Origin of the sequence: Winogradskyella wichelsiae, assembly GCF_013403925.1 — a bacterium.
Taxonomy (GTDB): Bacteria; Bacteroidota; Bacteroidia; order Flavobacteriales; family Flavobacteriaceae; genus Winogradskyella; species Winogradskyella wichelsiae.
In genome coordinates this window covers 41,457-61,509 of sequence record NZ_JABFDJ010000005.1, presented here as the reverse complement: position 1 = coordinate 61,509, position 20,053 = coordinate 41,457, and the positions used below count along the sequence as shown (strand labels likewise).

The following is a 20,053-nucleotide window of genomic DNA, read 5'->3' as shown; positions in this document are numbered from 1 at the left end:
AGTGCTAATTAGGTAAAAAAATATTAAAGAGATTTTAGTAATTTGTTATTTTAAAAATACATCAATTAACTCTTATATAAATAGGCATAAAAAAAAAGCCATTAATAATTAATGACTTTTTTAGTAATAATGAACAGAACTATTAATCAAATAGTAATTTTTAGGATAATTATTTTATAAATTATTCTTTAAAAACGCCGTAATTTCAGAGGGTTCAGCTCTGTTTCTATAGTCCGTGTTCAAATAAGCGTAATCAATCTTTCCTTCTTCATTTATTATATAAGTGGCAGCTAACGGAAGTTCGTTAGTTACGTCACCATTATGTTCATTTAACCCAAATGACGCGTTGTAAATTTTAGCAACATCGTCGGTTAATTTAAATACAATACCGTAATCTTTTGCGACTTTGTTTCCAATATCACTTAAGACTTCAAACTGTAAGTCGTTTTTTTCTGAAGTACTTACAGAGGCATCGGGTAATTCGGGTGTTAATGCTAATAAATTAGCTCCACTAGCTTTAAAGTTTGGCAATTCTTGCTGTAATTGTTTTAAAGTTAAATTACAGTATGGGCACCATCCACCGCGATACCATGTTAGTACCACGGGGCCTTTCTTTAGGTAATCTTTTAATGTTACAGGTTGTTCTAAAGCATTGTTTAAAGTAAAATTAGGAGCTTGATCGCCAATCTGCTTTGCTAAACTAATAATTTTGCTGTTTTCTACATCTGCAAAACCAGCAGCGTAAATAGTCTTTTTAGCATTGTCTGCGTTTAATTCAAAATCAGCTCTTTTTTTATCTAATTTAGACTTTAAAGAAGTTGTATTAATATCAGTCATGATTTTTATTTTTGAAAATCTTCTAGTTTTAATTTATTATTAAATTTAATGTTACTCCAAGTTACATAAATCCAAGGCAGGTCTGTTACTTCGGCATCCCAATTAGACTTTTTATATTGGCGTTTTGTAGGAATCATGATACCATCAATTTCTTCATACTCCATTTGTAATAAACTAGGTGTGTCCATTTTACCAAAGTCAGCTACTGTAAACAAAAACTGATCAATCATTCCTGTTTCTTTATTAATATAAATTTGATAAATGTCTGTAGGTTTATCGTTTTCTGACGTGAATGAAATTTTTACAATTTCATAAGCTTTATCATTGATATTTTTTTTACCTAAATACTCATAATTCACACTTGGATCCAATAGTTTAGGGAACATTGAGAACCAATAGAAATTAGTAGGTCTGTTAAAAGCCACACGTTTTAGAGCCGCTTCATCATTAATAACAGTTCCGTTGTGTTTAAGCCAATATTCGTTACCGTCGTAACCTTGTTCTATATTACCTTCAAGATTAGGAAGTGTTCTTTCGTGCTTTGTATATGAGCCATAAGATAACTCTCCATTGAACATATATTTTTCAGTGGTGATATCTGTTTTGCCATCTGGCGTTTTATAGGTGTAAGTATAAACAACGTCTTTTTTATCAAGAAGAGTTTGGTAATTACCTGTTTTTTGAGTGAGGTTATACACTAACTCTTGTCCTTTATTAGTAAAAGTCTTTTTAGCTTCTTCTTTAGCAACTTCGGCATTAGGGGTTTGAGGGACTTTTTTTTCAGCGTTATTGTTATTACAAGAAGCTAATAAAAGACAGGTAATTAATGTTAATATGTTGGTTTTCATTTTAGTTTCTTTATTTTATTTAGACCAAAGCGCCGTTTGCACCTATAACTTGGCCAGAGATCCATTTAGAATCATCACTTGCTAAAAATAAGACAACTTTGGCGATATCTATAGGTTTTGCAAGTCTATTAAAAGCATTCATGCTACTTAGTTTGTCAATAAATTCTTGCGATTTTCCTTTCATAAATAATTCGGTTTCAGTGGCACCAGGAGCAAGGGCATTTACAGAGATACCTCTACCAATTTCTTTAGAAAACACACGCGTCATTTGTTCTACAGCAGCCTTAGAGGCAGAATATAAAGCATAGGTTGGGAACATTAATTTTACGGTACTTGAAGAAATATTAATGATATTACCGTTATCAGATAATTTATGATATGCTTCTTGTAGCGTATTAAAGATCCCTTTTACATTAATATCAAATTGTTTTGAAAAATCTTCCTCAGTGTTATCTTTCAATTCTTTTGAAATCATAACACCAGCATTATTGACTAATACATCTACTTTTCCGTAGGTTGAAATTGCTTTATCGAATAATTCAGTGACATCAGCTTTATTACTAACATCAGCCTTTATTGCAATTGCTTTTCCTCCAGCTTTAGTAATTGTATTTACAGTGTTTTCTGCTTCTTCAATACTATTAGAGTGATTGACGATTACTTTAGCTCCATTTTTTGCCAATTGAATAGCAATTTCTTTTCCGATTCCTCTAGAAGAACCTGTTACGATAATAACTTTGTTTTCTAATATCATGATAATTTTATTTTAGAGCAATTAAACGTTCTGCTATTAATTTTAAATTAGGTTCATTTATTTCAGGAGATGGAGCCAAAGGATATAATTGAGCACCAGGTCTGCCTACAAAAGCACCTCTCCAGCCAGCCCATACAGCACCTGCAATATCCCAACCGTGAGCGGCAACGAGTAAACATTCACTTGGCTTAATTCCCATTTTACGAGCAGCCCAATCATAAGCATCAGAGTGCGGTTTAAATTTCCCCATGTCTTCGATACTTAAACGTTCTTCAAAATAATCTAATAATCCAGAGTTTTTAAATTGTGTTTCTACACCTTTATTAGACGAATTTGTAAATGAAACTAATTTATATCCCGCTTTTTTTAAGTCTCCTAAAGCTTTTTTTACTTCAGGGTGTGCTGGTAAAGATCGTATTGGTCCTAATATTGATTCTCTTGCATCTTCTTCTGAAACTGTAATACCATGATTGGCAGCAACCATTTGCAAAGCTGCAGCACCAATAATTCCGAAATCATTGTATTGTCTTCCTACAGTTTCAACTAATGAATACTGTAGCATTGTTGTAAACCATAAGGGTAATAAATCACTTCTATTACCTAAAACTTTTCCTACACTTTCTTTCATCGCAGTGAGGTCTAATAATGTTTCATTCACATCAAAGAATAAGACTTTAGGTCGTATAGAATTTTCAGTTGATTCTTTTTCTTCAGCTGTATTTGCTGCAAATCCAAATTGTGGAATTGTAGCTCCTGCTAATCCTAACATTGCTGATTTTTTAATAAAGCTTCTTCTGTTGTTTTTAGTACTCATGTGATTTTGTTTTATAAAACATACTTTATAGTATGTTTTTAGTTAAAAAAATATTAGGGTTTTAATTGATTTAGATAAAGTGTAAGTCCACACATATAGTGATCTAAAATAAGATCATCATTATATAATTTTCTGATACCACGAACACCTTCAAAAGCACTAATTAAATAAATAGCTACAGCTGTGTTTGAAATATCTTTATTAATACTGTTCTCTTGTTTTCCTCTTTCTAATAAATGAATTAATGCAGATTTCCATTCCTCAATTATTCGTTTTAAGGCAATTTGATAAGCTTCTTCTTCATCAGCTATTTCGTTGATAAAGTTATTCATGGGGCAACCGTGCTGCTTATCATAGAGTGAAAAAGATTTTAGACGTCCTGAAAATGTAGATTCTAATAAGTGTAGTGCATCACCACCTTGATATAAAGGTCTTATCATACCATCATAAACACGTTTTTGTACTATGGCACTAATGACCTCTATGCCTAATTCTTTTTTACTTTTATAATGATGATAAAAAGCCCCTTTAGTAAGGTTTGTGGTTTTCATGATTTTGTCTACACTTGTTGTTTTAAAACCATTTTTATAGAACAACTTAAAAGACTCGTTAAGAATTAACGTTTTTGTAAGTTCTGATTTTTGTTTTTGTTCCATTTATCAAATATATAGTAAAAAAGATTTGTGGTGGTATGTTTTATTTTTTTGTAAAATATTTAACAAGAATAAAAAGGGCGCTTATATTTCTTCTTTTAAAATCTCTAATAAAATTTTAGTGCCTTCTGTTGCCGATTTTTCAATGACATGAACGTTAGTGTTGTTTACATCAGCTGGTTTAGGGTCTATATAATAAATAGGAACAATAGGTTGTACGTAATCCATTAATCCAGCAGCAGGGTAAACTTGCATACTTGTACCAATAATAACTAAAATGTCTGCTTGTTGGCAAATCTCTATAGCTTTATCAATCATAGGGACAGCCTCACCGAACCATACAATATGAGGTCTTAATTGATGTCCTTTTTTGCAAATGTCACCTAAATGAATATCTCTATTACAAGTTGTAATATCATTTTCATCTATAGAACTTCTTATTTTTCGCAACTCTCCATGTAAGTGAATTATATTATGACTTCCAGAGCGTTCATGCAAATCATCTACATTCTGCGTGATTATAGTAACATGATAATCTTTTTCTAAAGCAGCTAAATCAAAATGTGCTTGGTTGGGCTTAACTTCATTTAGTTGTTGTCTTCGTTGATTATAAAAATCTAAAACCAAAGTCGGATTCTTTTTAAAACCTTCCGGGGTAGCAACTTCCATTACGTCGTGACCCTCCCAAAGGCCATCTGCATCTCTAAATGTTTTAATACCACTTTCTGCACTGATGCCTGCTCCTGTTAAAATAACAATATGTTTTTTCATAGATTTATAATAATACTTTAGATTTCAATAGAAATTTAAATTTTTTAAGTTTTATATATGGAGAAAATGATTGTTGAACTCCGCTTTAATTATCGCTATATTTTATATTTTTGAATATATGAAAGCAGATTTAAAACTTCTAGAATATTTAGAAACATTTCTTACAGAAAGTCGTGTTGAACGTTTCAATTCCGTGTTACCAAATAGAACGAAACATTTTACAGTAGCTACTGAAGATGTTTATCAATTGCATAATACAAGTGCTGTTATGCGATCTTGTGATGTTTTTGGTGTACAAGAATTAAATATTGTTGAAGAGGTAAATTCTAAAAGTATAGATCGCGAAATTGCCATGGGTGCTCAAAAGTGGGTAGACTTAAATCGATACAGTTCTATTAAAGATTGTATTAAGGATTTGAAAGCAAAAGATTATCAGATTGTAGCAACAACTCCTCATGTTGATGATTGCGAATTAATCGATTTTGATATTACCAAAAAGTCTTGTTTTTTCTTTGGAAGAGAAACGGAAGGTTTATCTCAGCAAGTCATTGATCAAGCTGATTGTTTTTTAAAAATACCAATGGTTGGCTTTACTGAAAGTTTAAATATTTCTGTTTCTGCAGCTATTATTCTTCAGCATGTTACAGCTCAATTAAGAAAATCTGAAATAGATTGGAAATTATCAGCAGATGAAATTATAGAGAAACGCTTTGATTGGATTAAAAAGACATTAAAGGATTATGATGCTATTGTTGAGCGTTATGTTAATAGTTAAGTTTACTCTTTACTGTTTTTGCGTTCTTTACTTCGTTTAATCACTTTATACTCTTCATAGCATTCGCTAATAGCATCTAATATTTGAAGATCGTTAGCGGTATTAATGAAGTCTTTAGAATAGTTACATTGATTTACAATTTCTTCTAAATCGAATTTAGTGACTTGAAGTAAAACAAGAAGCATTTCTCTGTCAAAACGTTTAGAAAGTTGACTTCTAATCTCGTCATCTTCTTTCATTTTTTTCAATTTATGCATTTCATTTGGCTTTCTTCCAAACATATTATACAAGAAATCTGCAGGATTAAAAATGGCACCAAGCACTTTAGTTGCTATGTTAGGCTTTCCAGCTTCATAGCCCTGACCAGGTAAGCCCGAAATACGATAACGATTATTTGAGGTAATAGGAACTTGATTCATATCAACTTCTAAATATCCTGTTAATCGCAGTTGTTTAACCGTTACTTCCTCTAAAGCTAAAGCCAACTCGGTCATTTCAATATCTGTATTACCAAATTTTAACCAATCATTAGTTACTCTAACCTTTATCGATTTGTAACCTAGATAAGATAGGTGAAGAGTATCGTTAACGTTAGCTCTTATTTCAAAAAGGCCATCATCATTTGTAGCTGTACCAACAACTTGATTAATATTTACAATATTTGCTTCGCTAAGAGGTAGACCTGTTGTGGCACTAACCATGGTTCCTTTAACTTTGGTTGGTGTTGCAGTTGCTGTGCTATCTTGGCTATAACTATTAACCGTAGCTAAAAATAAAAATAAAATAAAGAGATATCGCATGTAGGTGTGTTACGTTGTAAAGGTAATAAAGAAATCGGATTTAACATATTGCAGATTTAGATTTGACTAAATATTAACTTTTTTATATCTATAATTGAATAATAATGTATCAAAAAAAAATCCAAAACTTAAAAAATGTTTAAGTTTTGGATCTGTATATTAAAATTTACTGCAATATCAGTAAGTTAATCTCTTCTTCTAGAGCGTCTTGGTCTTTCTGAGCTAGATCCATTAGATTCTGAAGAACGTCTGTCTCCACGAGAATCGTTAAATGATCTTTCTCCTCTGTCACTAGAACGTCTATCGCTAGAGCGTCTATCAGAGCTTCCGCCATCAGAGCGTCTATCACCAGAACGTCTATCTCCTCTTGGTTTATCATCTCGTCTACGGCTTCCGCCTCCGCCACCAGAACGTCTATCGTTTCCACCACGACCTCTTCCGCCGCCGCTTCTGCCACCACGACTTCTGCCTTTATCTTCACTAACTTCAACATTTACATAACGACCTTCATATTTAAAGTCTGTAAAGAATGCTAAAACTTTTTCTTGTAATCCTTTTTCGGTATTAAAGAAAGAGAAGCTTTCTTTAACATCTACTTTAAATACATCATCACGTCCTAATTCTAATTGTTCTTTTAAGAAATCTTTCAATTTCATCCAATCAAAACCATCCTTGCTACCAACGTTTATAAAGTAACGCGAGTCATTAGATTGTTTATCGTAATCACGTCCACCATCTCTATCAGAATCTCTAGAGGCTACAGTCCCTAAATCTTTCGATTTTTGGTAATAGTTAAAGAAACGGTTAAATTCTACTGAGAAGAATTTTTTAATTAATTCTTCTTTATCTGTATCTGCGAATAATTCGTTGATACTTTCAAGATGCTTATCAATTTCGTGATTAGTTTCAGTAGTATGAATTTTGTTTGCTAAAGACATTAATTGTACTTCAACAATATCAACGCCAGAAGGAATTTCTTTCTTTTCAAATTCTTTCTTAATGATACGTTCAATACCTTTTATCTTTCTAACTTCACTTTTAGAAACAATAACCATTGAGATACCTGTTTTACCAGCACGTCCTGTTCTACCCGAACGGTGTGTGTAAATTTCAGGTTCATCAGGTAATTGGTAGTTAATTACGTGTGTAATATCATCAACATCAATACCACGAGCAGCAACGTCGGTTGCAACTAACATTTGTATTTGATTGTTACGGAAAGATTTCATTACTAAATCACGTTGATTTTGACTTAAATCTCCATGTAATGCTCCTGCAGAATAACCATCTTCAATTAAGTTTTCGGCTACTTTTTGAGTATCTCTTTTTGTACGACAGAAAATCACAGAGAAAATATCTGGATTAGCATCTGCCAAACGTTTTAAAGCTTGGTAACGATCTCTAGCATTTACTAAATAATATTCGTGCGTTACGTTACTTGTACTTTCATTTTTATTACCAACAGTAATTTCTGTTGGATTATCCATGAATTTCTTTGCAATGGTTGCCACTTCTTTAGGCATTGTTGCAGAGAATAACCATGTGTTTTTTTCTTCTGGGGTATGAGAAAGAATATCAGTAATATCTTCTTTGAATCCCATGTTTAACATCTCATCAGCTTCATCTAAAACGCTGTATTGTATTTTAGAAATATCAACCATTCTACGGCTAATCATATCTTTCATACGACCAGGTGTAGCCACAATAATTTGTGCACCACGTTTTACAGCTCTTGCTTGGTCAGAAATGCTAGATCCACCATAAATGGCAACTACATTTAAACCTTTACAATGTTTACCGTAGGCTTTAAGTTCGTTTGTAATTTGTAAACAAAGTTCACGAGTTGGAGATAAGATAAGACCTTGAGTAGTTCTGCTAGCAATATCTATTTTTTGTAACATCGGAAATCCGAAGGCTGCTGTTTTACCAGTACCAGTTTGTGCCAAAGCCACTAAATCTATGTCTTCTTCTAATAAAAGTGGGATTGCTTTTTCTTGGACTTCACTAGGTTTTTCAAAACCTAAATCTGTAATACCTTTAAGAAGGTCTTCATTAAGACCTAATTCTTGGAATGTGCTCATTTTTGAGTTTTATGTATTCGATTATGTTCTTTTGGTGTTACAAGAGAAGCGAATCGACATACTAAACACTTAAACTTCTAGGTAACACATCCTCACGCTGAGGAATTTAAAAATTCATATCCTGAATTTTTTGCAAGGTGCAAAGGTACAATAATTATTTAGATTATCAATTTATTATAGCTAATTAAATGTTTTTTATAAATATAGCGATATAGTGTAAGGTAAGTTAAAGTGTGTTTAGGTGTTTATTTATAGAGTGTTGCAGGTTGCTTTAAAGGTTTGAACGGGCTTGCTTTTCTTTTAGAAATCTAATCAATTTTGCTACAGCTTTTCCGCGATGTCCTATTTTATTTTTTTCTTCTAGAGAAATTTCAGCAAATGTTTTATCATAACCGTCAGCTTTAAATACAGGATCGTAACCAAACCCTCCTTTACCATGTTGGGTAACTGTAATTTCACCTTTACAAATTCCTGTAAATGTATGTAGTTCACCGTTAAGATGTAAAGCGATCACGGTTTTAAATTGAGCAGTCCTATTTGGTTTATCACTTAGTTCAGTGAGTAATTTATTAGTATTGTCTTCTGAGTTGCGTTGTGGCCCTGCATAACGTGCAGAAAATACGCCTGGTTCACCCTTTAGAGCTTCAACTTCTAAGCCTGTATCATCAGCAAAGCAATCGTAGTTATAATGTTTCTTTAAGTATTCGGCTTTTTGAATCGCATTTCCTTCTATGGTCGGTTGGGTTTCAGGAATGTCCTCATTGCAAGCAATATCTTTTAAACTAATTAGTTTAATGTGTTGCGGCATAATGGCTTGGACTTCTTTAAGTTTGTTTAAGTTATTAGTTGCGAATACAAGTTGCATAAGATGTCTTATTTAATGTAATTTAGCTTTTGTAAAAATAGGAATCTAATTTTAGTATCATTTGTCAAAACAATATTTTTTTAAGGGGGCGACTCAAAAAATGAGACCTTTTCTGATTTTCGTTTTTTTCGTATTTAATTTATCGCTAAGCGCGCAAGATTTTAACGATTTAGATTCTTTATTTGTTGATAGAGATCTCGATAATTATTCTATTAGGCTATTCACTAATTTTAAGGTGAATAAATTTAGTATTAGGGATGGAGATTCTAAAGCCAAATTTGTACCCAATAATAGATATGGTTTAGGACTTGGCTTTGCTAATAAGAAAATTATAATTGATTTAGCGATTAATATTAAAAACCCAAATAAGGATAAGACCAGTCGGTTTGATTTACAAGGCTCCACGATTTTAAAAAACCAAAATTATGTAAAACTTTACACTCAGGTTTATAAGGGGTTTAATGCTAAGAATAATTTTGGAGAGCCTAAAGTGTTTAGAGGAGACGTTAGGTCGGTAAGTGTTGGTGTTAATTATTTGCGCACTTTTGATGCTATTGAATTTTCTTATTCGCTATTAAAAGCGGGTCTATCAGAAGAAAATCATAAAAATATATTTATAACTGGAGGTGTAGGTCTATTTGGTAGTTTCGATTATTTCTCATCAGACTCTAGCTTATTATCTGAAACTACAAGTCTTTATTTTAATGAACAAGGAAATGTTAGAAGATATCAAAGTTTATCTTTTGGTGCGATGGCTGGCTTAATTTCGTATTTTAAATTACCTTATGATATAACAGCTACCGTTAATTTTATGCCAGGAATTGGCTTTGCTGCTAAAAAGGTGACTATTGATGGAGGTAGTTATCATCCTTCTAATCCCATGCTATATAAATTAGATTTTCTTATTGGTGTAAATTATAACTTTGATAGGTATTATGTGAGTTTAACTTATAATAATGATCTTAATAGTACAAGTCTTGATTATGGGAATAACTACCTTTTAAATCTCACCAAGGCAAAACTAGCTATTGGTTATAAATTTGGTGTTCGGAAAAAGCAATTATAATTCTATTGATTCTTGTCTAAATTGATCATCACTGATTTTTTACCAATTATTTATGATATTTATCAGCAATAGAAATCCTTAATATTTGTATCTTAGACAAAAGAATTATTCATTAAAATGCGATAGATTATGACAGTAAATTTTCAATATGTAAATATAGATACAAGTGATACGCTTTCAGAATTAACCATTGAGAAATTAGAAAAATTGGCAAATAAGTTTGAGTTTTTAATTTCAGCTCAGGTTTATTTTAAACAAGATGAAAAAGATCATGAAGCTGGTAAAATTTGTAATATAGAATTAAGCTTACCTGGTCCACGTATTTTTGCAACTTCTAATGAAAAAAATTATGAAATGGCGATGACAGAAACAATTAATGACTTAACAAGACAACTTAAAAAGAGAAAAGAAGTGTTTAAAACGCATTAACGTTTTTTTTGATGTTTAATATCAGAGGGTTTATATTTTTTAGCGATGGTGATAGGGTTCATTTCTAAGAATTGTAAACCCTCTGTACAATTGTTCTATGAAGAACAAACGTACCATTTGGTGCGAAAATGTCATTTTAGACAATCCTAACTTACCATTAGCTCTACCGTAAACGGCGTCTGAAAATCCGTAAGGCCCTCCAATTACAAATATTAGAGTTTTAATCCCAGAGTTCATGTGTTTTTGTAAATAGCTAGAAAATCCAACTGAATCTAATTGTTTACCATTTTCATCTAAGAGTATTAAAATATCAGAACTTTGTATTTTGCTCAAAATGAGTTCACCTTCTTTGTCTTTTTGCTGCGCTTCAGATAAGTTTTTAACTTTTTTTAAATCTGGAATAATCTCTAAATCAAATTTAATATAGAAACCTAAGCGTTTAGAGTAGTCGGCAATTAGGGCTTGGAGGTTTTTATTGTCTGTTTTACCTATAGCAATAAGTTTTATATTCATGTTTTAATCGCTTCGAATGATTCTGTTTTTTTTGTAATTATATTGAAAAATCGTGTTTAAGTCCTTCTCGATACAAATTTATTCGTTTTACTTACAAATTCACTTCAACTGGCAATAGATTTATTTAAATTTTTAGATTTCAATTCCTATTTTTACAGCAAATAAGTATTCCGATGATTTCAAAAGCACAATTTGATAAAGAAATAGAATTAATAATCTCTAATGCTATCAGGGAAGATGTTGGTGATGGTGACCACAGCTCGTTAGCATGTATCCCGGCCTCAGCTCAAGGAAGAGCAAAGTTGTTGGTGAAAGATAATGGTATTATTGCAGGAGTAGAATTTGCTAAACAAGTTTTTGCGCATGTCGATTCTGAGATGAAGATTGAAACCTTAATTGAAGATGGCGCTAAAGTAAAGCATGGAGATATTGTCTTTTATGTTGAAGGAGCTTCTCAGTCTATTTTAAAAGCAGAACGTTTAGTTTTAAACGCTATGCAACGTATGAGTGCTATTGCAACTAAAACAAGGCAGTTTGTGGATTTGTTAGAAGGAACAGGAACTAAAATTTTAGATACACGTAAAACAACACCAGGTATTAGAGCTTTAGAAAAATGGGCTGTAAAAATTGGTGGTGGTGAAAATCATAGATTTGCATTGTATGATATGATTATGTTAAAAGATAACCATATCGATTTTGCAGGTGGAGTATCTAAGGCCATCAATCTAACAAAAGAATACTTGAAAGAGACTGATAGAAATTTAAAAATTATTGTTGAAGCTAGGAACCTCGTGGAGATTAAAGAAATTTTAGATTGTGGCGGTGTTTACAGAATCTTAATCGATAACTTTAACTATGATGATACTCGAAAAGCTGTAAAGCTTATAGGCGATCAGTGTTTAACGGAGTCTTCAGGTGGAATTAATGAAAACACACTAAGAAAATATGCAGAATGTGGTGTAAATTATATTTCATCAGGTGCTTTAACGCATTCTGTTTATAATATGGATCTTAGCTTAAAAGCAGTATAATTCAAACTTTCTAAATAAAGGAATGACTAAACCTATAGAAGATAAATTAAATAAAATTCCGGTAGTAAAGATAATTGTACGTTTTTTTAAGCAAATTAAATTACCAGGTTTTGAAGGGCTTTCGGTCTACGACTTATTAGAGCTTTACATCATGGGTATAGTTAATGGTGCACTCACCACAAGAGCAAGTGCAATTGCATTTAGTTTTTTTACAGCTATTTTTCCTTTTTTACTATTTGTAATTATTGTCCTTCCTTATATACCTATAGATGGTTTTAGAGTCGATTTTTTAGACTTTCTAAATTCAATTTTGCCACCTCAAACTTCAGAATTTCTAATAGATAGAATTTTTGAAGATATGAGTAGTAATACTAGTGGAGGGTTAATTTCGTCTGTTTTTTTACTTTCCATGTTTTTAATGGCTAATGGTGTTAATGCTGTTTTTTCAGGCTTCGAAACCTCTTACCACAAGCAATTATCTCGTAATATTTTTAAGCAATATATGTTTGCTCTTGGTGTAGCTCTAATTCTTGCTTTCTTATTATTCTTAACGGTAGCTGTGTTTGGGTATTTTCAGATTTACATTATTCAGCCTTTATACGAAGGGTTTAGCGGTCATTTAATGACGGAAGGTGATGGAGGATTAGGTTGGGTTATTTTTGCAAAATATTTATTCTTTGTAATTATGACTTATATGGCGACAGCTACATTATATTATTTCGGAACAAAAGAAGGAAAAGCGTCTAAGTTCTTTTCTGTTGGGGCGTTGCTTACTACGTTATTGATAATGCTAACCTCATTTTTGTTCGGTATTTATATTGAAAATTTTTCTCAATACAATGAGCTTTATGGTTCTATTGGAGCATTATTAATTTTATTATTATACCTATGGCTAAATTCTAATATTTTACTTTTAGGTTATGAGCTAAATGCTTCACTACAATTTTTAAGAAAGCATCCCAAAGCTAGAAAAGAAATTATAGACCATCTGTAAAATGGTGTCTACTCAATTAAAATAGATAATCTAATTAAGGCAATAGTCATTATTATTGAGGGCATTGTTGCTAAATCTATAAGGTTATTCTGATATTGCATTACGCTACTCATAAGCGGATTTAGTAATACGTTTGATACGCTTTAATTATGGTTATTTAATTAAACCAATTACATTTGAATAATAAACTCTATAAAAACAACAGTTATGATTAAGAACACGTTTATCTTATTTATTTTATTAATGGTCTCGTTTAACCTTTCTAGTCAAGGAATCCTTGGGAAATGGAAAACTATAGACGACAATACTGGTGAAGCCAAATCTTTAGTTGAGATTTATGAAAAAGATGGAAAAATATATGGCAAAATTATTTCAGTGTTTAATCCTGATAAAGAATTTGCTAAGTGTATAGATTGTAGTGGGAAGCAAAAAGATCAACGATTAGTAGGGTTGTTGTTTATAGAAGGTTTAACTAAAAACGATGATGTATATGATGGTGGAACTATTTTAAATCCAGAAGATGGTAAAGTTTTTAGATGTAGATTAAAATTAGAAGAAGATAAAGATACACTTCAAGTAAGAGGGTATTTAGCATTTTTCTACAGAACACAATATTGGAAACGCGTTAAATAATGCTACATTTTATAGACGTCATTTTACCAATACCGCTTCAAAAGGCGTTTACATATCATATTACAGAAGCCGAATCTAAGTTTTTGTCTATTGGTATGCGTGTTGCGGTCCCTTTTGGGAAAAGTAAAATTTATACTGCTTTGGTGTATAGCATTCATCAAAATCCACCAACAGCTTACGATGCTAAAACTATTCATCAAATTTTAGATGACTCACCTGTAATAACTGAATACCAATTAAAACATTGGGAATGGATTTCTAGTTATTACATGTGTAGTTTAGGAGAGGTAATGCGAGCTTCAATGCCAAACACTTTTATGTTAGAAAGTGAAACGGTTATTTCTAAAAATGAAAATGTAACGATTCAAGATTCTGATTTAAAAGACGAAGAGTTCTTAATATATGAAGCTTTAAGTCGTCAGTCATCGCTTAAGGTTCAGGACGTTATTTCTATTTTAGATAAAAAAAGTGTACTCCCTATTATCAATAGTTTAGTAAAAAAGGGAGTAGTGAATCTACAAGAAGAGATTTACGAAAAATATACGCCAAAATTAGTGCGCTATGTAAAGTTACATTCTAGTCATAAATCTCCCGAAAAACTTCAAGAATTATTAGAAGAATTAAGTAGAGCTCCAAAGCAAAGAGAAGTTGTTTTAACTTTATTTACTATGGAAGCTTCCATAAAGCAGCCTATAAAAGTCACTGATTTAACAGAACGGAGTGGTGCATCTACTAGTATTGTAAAAACATTAATTGATAAGCATGTTTTAGAAGAGTATCATATTCAAATCGATCGTGTTCAATACGATGGAGAAGGGGATGAGGCAACTAAACGACTAAGTAAAGAGCAGCAAGTAGCATACGACGAAGTTGAAGCAATATTTGAAGAAAAATCGGTAGCATTATTGCATGGGGTAACATCTTCTGGTAAAACAGAAATATATGTTCAGCTTATTCAAAAGCAATTAGAATTAGGGAAACAAGTATTGTATTTGTTACCTGAAATAGCGTTAACAACCCAGCTGGTAAACCGACTCCAAGAATATTTTGGAGAAAAAGTGGCGGTTTTTCACTCTAGATACTCTGGAAATGAAAGGGTAGAAGTGTGGCAAAATATGTTGGCTAACTCAGAAAAAGCCCAAGTGGTAATCGGAGCGCGTTCATCGTTATTGTTGCCCTTTCGTAACTTAGGATTAATTATTGTAGATGAAGAGCACGAGCAATCTTTTAAACAATTTGATCCGGCGCCACGTTATCATGCTAGAGACGCAGCAATTGTTTTGGCAAATATCTTTAAAGCTAAAACCCTTTTAGGGTCTGCAACACCAAGTTTAGAAACTTATTTTAATGCCACTCAAGGGAAATATGGTTTGGTAGAATTAAACACACGTTATAATAACGTTTTAATGCCAGATATTGAACTTGTAGATTTAGCTGATAAGTATAAACGTAAAAGAATGAAAGGTCATTTTAGTGACCGACTTATTGAGGAAATGACGGAAACTTTAGATCAAGGTTTTCAGATTATATTATTTCAAAATAGAAGAGGCTTTTCGCCTATAATAGAATGTACCACTTGCGGAACATCACCTCAGTGTCCTAATTGCGATGTTAGTTTAACTTATCATCAATACAGAGATCAATTACGTTGTCATTATTGTGGGTATAATTCTGTAATGCTAAAAAGTTGTCAAGGTTGTGGTAATTCAACTTTAGATACTAAAGGTTTTGGTACAGAACAAATAGAGGCAGAGGTAAAAGAATTGTTTCCGGATAAAAAAGTAGCGCGTATGGATTTAGATACCACACGCGGTAAATATGGCTTTGAGAAGATTATAAATAGCTTTGAACAACGCCAGGTTGATATTTTAGTTGGTACACAAATGTTAACCAAAGGACTCGATTTTAGGTATGTTAAGTTAGTGGGAATAATGAATGCTGATAATTTACTTAACTTTCCAGATTTTAGAGCGCATGAGCGTAGTTATCAACTAATGTCTCAAGTTTCTGGTAGGGCTGGGAGGACGGATTTACGTGGTAAAGTGTTAATTCAGACTTATAATCCGCATCATAATATTTTACAGCAAGTATCTACAAATTCTTATAAAGAGATGTTTGCAGAGCAAATGAATGAGCGTTATGACTTTAAGTATCCACCAATTTATAGATTAATTAAGATCACTTTTAAACATAGGGATTATAACCGTGTAAATTTAGCTGCAGATTGGTATGCTAAATCTTTAAAGCAATTATTTAAAAATAATGTTTTGGGACCAGAATTTCCACCAGTTTCTCGAATACGTAATTTGTATCACAAAAATATATTGGTAAAAATACCTTCAAAACAATCCTTAGCTAAAACTAAAGAAGCAATCATTAAGATTGATAACAGCTTTAATGCTGTTAAAGATTTTAGATCTGTACGTGTCGTAATTAACGTAGATAATTATTAATCTATTAAATTAAAAAATCCCAAGCGTAAGGCTTAGGATTTTCAATAAATTATAATGTATTACTTTAAAATATTTATGTATTTGGGGTTACATGTTGTTTAAAGCATCTACTAATTGTGTTTTTTTATTACGACTTAGTGGAATTTCATAAGCGCCAACTTCAACATTTTTACTGTTAAATCTGTCGATTTTATCTAAGTTTACAATATAAGATTTGTGGATTCTTAAAAACTTACCATCAGGTAATTCGCTTTCAAAAGCTTTCATTGTAGATAATACAACTAAGCTGTTTTCTTCTGTTACTACTTTTACGTAGTCACCTAGTGCTTCAATCCATTTAATATCCTTAATATATACTTTACGTTTTTTAAGGTTACTTTTTACAAAAATATGCTCGCCTTCAGTTTCGTTAAAATCTAGTTTTAATTTATGTTGTTCTATAGCTTTTTCTACAGCAATATTAAAACGCTCTTTAGTAATTGGTTTCTGTAGGTAATCGGTAGCATCGTAATTAAATGCTTTAAAAGCATATTCCGTTTTGCCTGTAACAAAAATAATTTGGGGTTTGTTGTTAAGTACGTCTAGTAATTCAAAACCGTTTAATACTGGCATCTCTATATCTAGAAAGATAAGATCTACTTTATGTGTATTAAGACCGTTTTTTGTTTCTAACGCACTGCTATATTCTGCAATAAGGTTAAGTGAGGAGTGATTCTCAATTAACTTTACTATAGAAAGACGCTGAATCGCAGAATCATCAACAACTACACAGTTTAAAGTCATAACATTATTAATTTTAGGTTAAGATATCGACAATAGTACAATAAATTCGGTTAAAAAACAAATATTACCGACAAACCGTATTTTTTTTATTTTTATTTAGCTCATTACAAGATTACTAATTTTAGTTGAATAAATATTGTTAAATCTAGAATAAAAGTGTACTTTTGCAGCCGTTTTTAATAACAAACAAAATTATTTATTATGAATCATTATGAAACTGTTTTCATCTTAAATCCCGTTTTATCTGACGATCAGGTAAAGGAGACAGTAAAGAAATACGAGGATATGCTCGTTTCTAAAGGTGCTAAGATGATTGCCAAAGAAGATTGGGGACTAAAAAAGTTAGCTTACCCAATTCAAAACAAGAAAAGTGGTTTTTACCATTTATTTGAATTTACCGTAGATGGTGAAGCGATTGAACCATTAGAGTTAGAATTTAGACGTGATGAACGTTTTATGCGTTACTTAACTGTGAAATTAGACAAACATGCTATTTCATGGGCTGAGAGAAGAAGAGAGAAACTGAAAGTTAAAGCAAAAGCAAAAGCGTAATTATGTCATCAATAGAACAACAAGCAAAAGGAAAAAAAGACGGCGAAATTAGATATTTAACTCCGTTAAATATTGAGACGTCTAAAGTTAAGAAATATTGTCGTTTCAAAAAGTCTGGAATTAAGTATGTAGATTATAAAGATGCAGACTGGTTATTAGGTTTTGTAAACGAGCAAGGTAAATTACTACCAAGACGTTTAACAGGAACTTCTTTAAAGTATCAAAGAAAAGTATCTGTGGCAGTAAAAAGAGCTAGACATTTAGCGCTTATGCCATATGTTGCTGATTTATTAAAATAAAATATCATAACACGATGGAACTTATATTAAAACAAGACGTTGAAAATTTAGGATTTAAAGACGATATTGTATCTGTTAAGAACGGTTATGGTAGAAACTTTTTAATTCCTCAAGGACAAGCTGTAATGGCAACTTCTTCTGCTAAGAAAGTATTAGCAGAAACTTTAAAGCAAAGAGCTTATAAAGAAAAAACTATTATTGCTGATGCAGAAAAAACTGCAGAAGGATTAAATGGTTTAGAGATTAAAATCACAGCTAAAGCTGGAACTGGTGCAACTGCTGGAGATAAATTATTTGGTTCTATTACCAATATGGATTTAGCTGCTGCTCTTAAAAAAGCAGGTCATGACGTTGATAAAAAGTTTATCGCTATAACAGGTGGTAACATTAAACGTTTAGGTCAATATGTAGCTGCAATTAGATTACATAGATCAGTAACTGTAGATTTAACTTTCGAAGTTATTGCTGACGCATAATCTTAAGCATTATAATTTTAAAGAACCGTTTAGTTTACTAAACGGTTTTTTTGTAATTATTTTTTAAATATCATTTAAATTTTACATCAGCTTATTAGTATCTATAATAAGTAAGTCTTATAGTGGTTGTTATATGAAAAATTTATTTTTAACATTGGTAATATTTTCTTTTTTTAGTTGTAAAAATTCAACAACTGAAAAAGTCTCCTCTGAAGTTCAAGATTCTAAATTAATAGAAGTTTTTAAAGCTTCAGAAAATAATTTTCCAAATATTAGTGTTCATCGTGGTGGTAAAGGATTAGTAAATTATCCTGAAAACAGTTTAGAGGTCTTAAAATATGTTAGTGATAGCATTGTTGCTATTTACGAAATAGATGTGGCTCAAACAAAAGATGGTCAATTAGTATTATTACACGATAATTCTATTGATAGAACTACAACAGGAAGTGGAAAGGTTGACAGTTTTACATATGATGAACTAAAGCAATTTAATTTAGTTGATGATTATGGAAATGAAACAAATTTTAAAATCCCTTTATTTTCAGAAGTACTAAACTGGTGCACAAATAATAATGTTATCCTAACCGTAGATATTAAAAAAAGCGTAAGTCAGAAAGTTGTTATTGATGCCATCAGAGAGGCTAATGCTAAAGATATTTGTGTTATTATTACTTATGATATTGAACAGGCTATAGGTGCATATAAATTAGCTCCCGATTTTTTACTATCTGTTTCAGCTAGAAATGATGAAGAGTTTAATCGTTTGTTAGAAGCTGAAATTCCGACAAAAAACATGCTTGCTTTTACAGGAACTCGATTATCAGATGCTTCTCTTTATAAAAAGTTACACGATTATAATATTGTCTGCATGTTGGGGACACTTGGTAACTTAGATAAAAGTGCTGAAGCAAAAGGGGGAGAGCTTTATTTGAAGTGGGAAAAAAATGGTGCAGATATTATGGCAACCGATAGGCCATTTGCGGCATATTCTGCCATTAATTAATAAGCTTAATTATTATTTGATGAATACGTATTTTATTCATCATTGACTATACATATATCAAGAATTTTAATTTATAAAAGGCACAGCATCTATCCTTTTAAAAAACATTAATAATTACCCAGATGAAATATTCAAGATTAACCAAAGAACAATTTGAAGAATTACATAAAGAATTCATCAATTTTTTAGCCACACAATCTATTACAGGAGATGAGTGGGAAGATATTAAAAAAAATAAACCAGAAGCTGCAGAGCAAGAATTAGATGTTTTTAGCGACTTAGTTTGGTTTGGTGTTTTAAGTAAAGTTGAATATTTAGAACATATCTCACCTAATCAAATTCATCTTTTTCAATGTAATGAAAAAAGTATGCGTTTAATTGCGCTTAAGATAGAGATTGCTGAAATCGATTTTACAACCAAAGAAGGTTTTCAATGGTTACGTGATAATTTATTATCTAATTCTGTTGAATTCTTTAATGCGAAAAAAGATTATTCAGAAGATAAACACTTAGATCTCTTTAAGATGATTCAATCAGGAGCTCATATTACTAAAGGTGAATTATTTAATTATTTTGCGAATTTGGTAAAAGGATAAACTGTTCTTAAAATTATAAACAAAAAA

General features: G+C 31.5%; 23 protein-coding genes. 12 read left to right on the top strand and 11 right to left on the bottom strand.

Translation table 11 applies throughout. The annotated features are described in order from the left end of the window. Positions 1-174: 174 nt before the first annotated feature. The 6 genes from HM985_RS11290 to HM985_RS11265 all read right to left on the bottom strand — a co-directional run bounded on the left by HM985_RS11290 (position 175) and on the right by HM985_RS11265 (position 4,677). On the bottom strand, positions 175-837 hold the full coding sequence (locus HM985_RS11290) for a peroxiredoxin-like family protein (RefSeq protein ID WP_179376361.1): 663 nt from the start codon (positions 835-837) through the stop codon (positions 175-177). A gap of 5 nt (positions 838-842) precedes the next feature. After that, the gene (locus HM985_RS11285; RefSeq protein ID WP_179376360.1) at positions 843-1,685 is read right to left on the bottom strand and encodes a DUF6503 family protein; all 843 of its coding nucleotides are present in this window, start codon (positions 1,683-1,685) and stop codon (positions 843-845) included. Positions 1,686-1,704: 19 nt separating this feature from the next. Next, positions 1,705-2,439, bottom strand: a complete 735-nt coding sequence (locus HM985_RS11280) for a glucose 1-dehydrogenase (protein ID WP_179376359.1) — start codon at positions 2,437-2,439, stop codon at positions 1,705-1,707. Between the two features lie 7 nt (positions 2,440-2,446). Further along, complete coding sequence (locus tag HM985_RS11275; RefSeq protein WP_179376358.1) at positions 2,447-3,253, bottom strand: haloacid dehalogenase type II; 807 nt, start codon at positions 3,251-3,253, stop codon at positions 2,447-2,449. Positions 3,254-3,306: 53 nt separating this feature from the next. Then, positions 3,307-3,909: a TetR/AcrR family transcriptional regulator gene (locus HM985_RS11270; RefSeq protein WP_179376357.1), complete on the bottom strand. Its 603-nt coding sequence runs from the start codon at positions 3,907-3,909 to the stop codon at positions 3,307-3,309. Between the two features lie 81 nt (positions 3,910-3,990). Continuing rightward, positions 3,991-4,677, bottom strand: coding sequence for an SIR2 family NAD-dependent protein deacylase (locus HM985_RS11265; protein ID WP_179376356.1), 687 nt, complete (start codon positions 4,675-4,677; stop codon positions 3,991-3,993). Between the two features lie 118 nt (positions 4,678-4,795). Between HM985_RS11265 and HM985_RS11260 the strand changes: the two genes are divergently transcribed. After that, entirely contained in the window at positions 4,796-5,452 is a 657-nt protein-coding gene (locus HM985_RS11260) for a TrmH family RNA methyltransferase (protein WP_179376355.1), read from the top strand. A gap of 2 nt (positions 5,453-5,454) precedes the next feature. Here the strand turns inward: HM985_RS11260 and HM985_RS11255 are convergent, their stop codons facing one another. The 3 genes from HM985_RS11255 to HM985_RS11245 all read right to left on the bottom strand — a co-directional run bounded on the left by HM985_RS11255 (position 5,455) and on the right by HM985_RS11245 (position 9,198). Further along, on the bottom strand, positions 5,455-6,252 hold the full coding sequence (locus HM985_RS11255) for a carboxypeptidase-like regulatory domain-containing protein (protein ID WP_179376354.1): 798 nt from the start codon (positions 6,250-6,252) through the stop codon (positions 5,455-5,457). Between the two features lie 185 nt (positions 6,253-6,437). After that, positions 6,438-8,333: a DEAD/DEAH box helicase gene (locus tag HM985_RS11250; RefSeq protein ID WP_179376353.1), complete on the bottom strand. Its 1,896-nt coding sequence runs from the start codon at positions 8,331-8,333 to the stop codon at positions 6,438-6,440. 271 nt (positions 8,334-8,604) lie between these two features. Then, positions 8,605-9,198, bottom strand: a complete 594-nt coding sequence (locus tag HM985_RS11245) for a non-canonical purine NTP diphosphatase (RefSeq protein WP_179376352.1) — start codon at positions 9,196-9,198, stop codon at positions 8,605-8,607. Positions 9,199-9,298: 100 nt separating this feature from the next. Between HM985_RS11245 and HM985_RS11240 the strand changes: the two genes are divergently transcribed. Both HM985_RS11240 and HM985_RS11235 read left to right on the top strand, forming a co-directional pair. After that, positions 9,299-10,264 (top strand): DUF4421 family protein, encoded by a 966-nt coding sequence (locus tag HM985_RS11240; RefSeq protein WP_179376351.1) that lies wholly within the window; start codon positions 9,299-9,301, stop codon positions 10,262-10,264. A gap of 129 nt (positions 10,265-10,393) precedes the next feature. Beyond that, entirely contained in the window at positions 10,394-10,693 is a 300-nt protein-coding gene (locus tag HM985_RS11235; RefSeq protein WP_179376350.1) for an HPF/RaiA family ribosome-associated protein, read from the top strand. Positions 10,694-10,732: 39 nt separating this feature from the next. Here HM985_RS11235 and rlmH read toward each other — a convergent pair whose 3' ends face one another. Next, on the bottom strand, positions 10,733-11,206 hold the full coding sequence (rlmH, locus tag HM985_RS11230; protein ID WP_179376349.1) for a 23S rRNA (pseudouridine(1915)-N(3))-methyltransferase RlmH: 474 nt from the start codon (positions 11,204-11,206) through the stop codon (positions 10,733-10,735). A gap of 173 nt (positions 11,207-11,379) precedes the next feature. Between rlmH and nadC the strand changes: the two genes are divergently transcribed. From nadC to priA, 4 genes are all read left to right on the top strand, one after another. Beyond that, positions 11,380-12,237, top strand: coding sequence for a carboxylating nicotinate-nucleotide diphosphorylase (nadC, locus tag HM985_RS11225; RefSeq protein ID WP_179376348.1), 858 nt, complete (start codon positions 11,380-11,382; stop codon positions 12,235-12,237). Between the two features lie 22 nt (positions 12,238-12,259). Then, positions 12,260-13,231: a YihY/virulence factor BrkB family protein gene (locus HM985_RS11220; protein ID WP_179376347.1), complete on the top strand. Its 972-nt coding sequence runs from the start codon at positions 12,260-12,262 to the stop codon at positions 13,229-13,231. 207 nt (positions 13,232-13,438) lie between these two features. Further along, on the top strand, positions 13,439-13,864 hold the full coding sequence (locus tag HM985_RS11215) for a DUF2147 domain-containing protein (RefSeq protein ID WP_179376346.1): 426 nt from the start codon (positions 13,439-13,441) through the stop codon (positions 13,862-13,864). Beyond that, positions 13,864-16,317, top strand: a complete 2,454-nt coding sequence (gene priA, locus HM985_RS11210; RefSeq protein WP_179376345.1) for a replication restart helicase PriA — start codon at positions 13,864-13,866, stop codon at positions 16,315-16,317. The genes HM985_RS11215 and priA overlap by 1 nt, the downstream gene beginning before the upstream one ends. Before the next feature lie 87 nt (positions 16,318-16,404). On the opposite strand, the gene HM985_RS11205 is transcribed toward priA, so the two are convergent. Beyond that, positions 16,405-17,100 carry a LytR/AlgR family response regulator transcription factor gene (locus tag HM985_RS11205; RefSeq protein ID WP_179376344.1) on the bottom strand — a complete coding sequence of 232 codons (696 nt, stop codon included), beginning with the start codon at positions 17,098-17,100 and terminating at the stop codon, positions 16,405-16,407. Positions 17,101-17,301: 201 nt separating this feature from the next. On the opposite strand from HM985_RS11205, the gene rpsF reads away from it, so the two are divergent. The 5 genes from rpsF (at position 17,302) to HM985_RS11180 (ending at position 20,026) form a co-directional block, all read left to right on the top strand. Continuing rightward, a complete protein-coding gene (gene rpsF / locus HM985_RS11200; RefSeq protein WP_179376343.1) occupies positions 17,302-17,652 on the top strand; it encodes a 30S ribosomal protein S6 in 351 nt (116 codons plus the stop codon). After that, positions 17,652-17,951, top strand: a complete 300-nt coding sequence (gene rpsR / locus HM985_RS11195; protein ID WP_173588564.1) for a 30S ribosomal protein S18 — start codon at positions 17,652-17,654, stop codon at positions 17,949-17,951. Before rpsF ends, rpsR begins: the two co-directional genes overlap by 1 nt. A gap of 14 nt (positions 17,952-17,965) precedes the next feature. After that, complete coding sequence (rplI, locus tag HM985_RS11190) at positions 17,966-18,427, top strand: 50S ribosomal protein L9 (RefSeq protein WP_179376342.1); 462 nt, start codon at positions 17,966-17,968, stop codon at positions 18,425-18,427. Positions 18,428-18,560: 133 nt separating this feature from the next. Then, on the top strand, positions 18,561-19,430 hold the full coding sequence (locus tag HM985_RS11185) for a glycerophosphodiester phosphodiesterase family protein (RefSeq protein ID WP_179376341.1): 870 nt from the start codon (positions 18,561-18,563) through the stop codon (positions 19,428-19,430). Positions 19,431-19,552: 122 nt separating this feature from the next. Continuing rightward, positions 19,553-20,026: a DUF6495 family protein gene (locus HM985_RS11180; protein WP_179376340.1), complete on the top strand. Its 474-nt coding sequence runs from the start codon at positions 19,553-19,555 to the stop codon at positions 20,024-20,026. Positions 20,027-20,053 lie beyond the last annotated feature (27 nt).

Bases quoted from the DNA above. Each gene is read 5' to 3' on its own strand.
- HM985_RS11180 (WP_179376340.1), top strand. From the start codon at position 19,553: ATGAAATATTCAAGATTAACCAAAGAACAATTTGAAGAATTACATAAA.
- HM985_RS11240 (WP_179376351.1), top strand. From the start codon at position 9,299: ATGAGACCTTTTCTGATTTTCGTTTTTTTCGTATTTAATTTATCGCTA.
- HM985_RS11275 (WP_179376358.1), bottom strand. From the start codon at position 3,253: ATGAGTACTAAAAACAACAGAAGAAGCTTTATTAAAAAATCAGCAATG.
- nadC (WP_179376348.1), top strand. From the start codon at position 11,380: ATGATTTCAAAAGCACAATTTGATAAAGAAATAGAATTAATAATCTCT.
- rplI (WP_179376342.1), top strand. From the start codon at position 17,966: ATGGAACTTATATTAAAACAAGACGTTGAAAATTTAGGATTTAAAGAC.
- HM985_RS11205 (WP_179376344.1), bottom strand. From the start codon at position 17,100: ATGACTTTAAACTGTGTAGTTGTTGATGATTCTGCGATTCAGCGTCTT.
- HM985_RS11185 (WP_179376341.1), top strand. From the start codon at position 18,561: ATGAAAAATTTATTTTTAACATTGGTAATATTTTCTTTTTTTAGTTGT.
- HM985_RS11280 (WP_179376359.1), bottom strand. From the start codon at position 2,439: ATGATATTAGAAAACAAAGTTATTATCGTAACAGGTTCTTCTAGAGGA.
- rpsF (WP_179376343.1), top strand. From the start codon at position 17,302: ATGAATCATTATGAAACTGTTTTCATCTTAAATCCCGTTTTATCTGAC.
- HM985_RS11250 (WP_179376353.1), bottom strand. From the start codon at position 8,333: ATGAGCACATTCCAAGAATTAGGTCTTAATGAAGACCTTCTTAAAGGT.
- HM985_RS11290 (WP_179376361.1), bottom strand. From the start codon at position 837: ATGACTGATATTAATACAACTTCTTTAAAGTCTAAATTAGATAAAAAA.
- HM985_RS11220 (WP_179376347.1), top strand. From the start codon at position 12,260: ATGACTAAACCTATAGAAGATAAATTAAATAAAATTCCGGTAGTAAAG.
- HM985_RS11270 (WP_179376357.1), bottom strand. From the start codon at position 3,909: ATGGAACAAAAACAAAAATCAGAACTTACAAAAACGTTAATTCTTAAC.
- HM985_RS11265 (WP_179376356.1), bottom strand. From the start codon at position 4,677: ATGAAAAAACATATTGTTATTTTAACAGGAGCAGGCATCAGTGCAGAA.
- HM985_RS11260 (WP_179376355.1), top strand. From the start codon at position 4,796: ATGAAAGCAGATTTAAAACTTCTAGAATATTTAGAAACATTTCTTACA.
- HM985_RS11215 (WP_179376346.1), top strand. From the start codon at position 13,439: ATGATTAAGAACACGTTTATCTTATTTATTTTATTAATGGTCTCGTTT.
- HM985_RS11235 (WP_179376350.1), top strand. From the start codon at position 10,394: ATGACAGTAAATTTTCAATATGTAAATATAGATACAAGTGATACGCTT.
- HM985_RS11255 (WP_179376354.1), bottom strand. From the start codon at position 6,252: ATGCGATATCTCTTTATTTTATTTTTATTTTTAGCTACGGTTAATAGT.
- HM985_RS11285 (WP_179376360.1), bottom strand. From the start codon at position 1,685: ATGAAAACCAACATATTAACATTAATTACCTGTCTTTTATTAGCTTCT.
- rlmH (WP_179376349.1), bottom strand. From the start codon at position 11,206: ATGAATATAAAACTTATTGCTATAGGTAAAACAGACAATAAAAACCTC.
- HM985_RS11245 (WP_179376352.1), bottom strand. From the start codon at position 9,198: ATGCAACTTGTATTCGCAACTAATAACTTAAACAAACTTAAAGAAGTC.
- priA (WP_179376345.1), top strand. From the start codon at position 13,864: ATGCTACATTTTATAGACGTCATTTTACCAATACCGCTTCAAAAGGCG.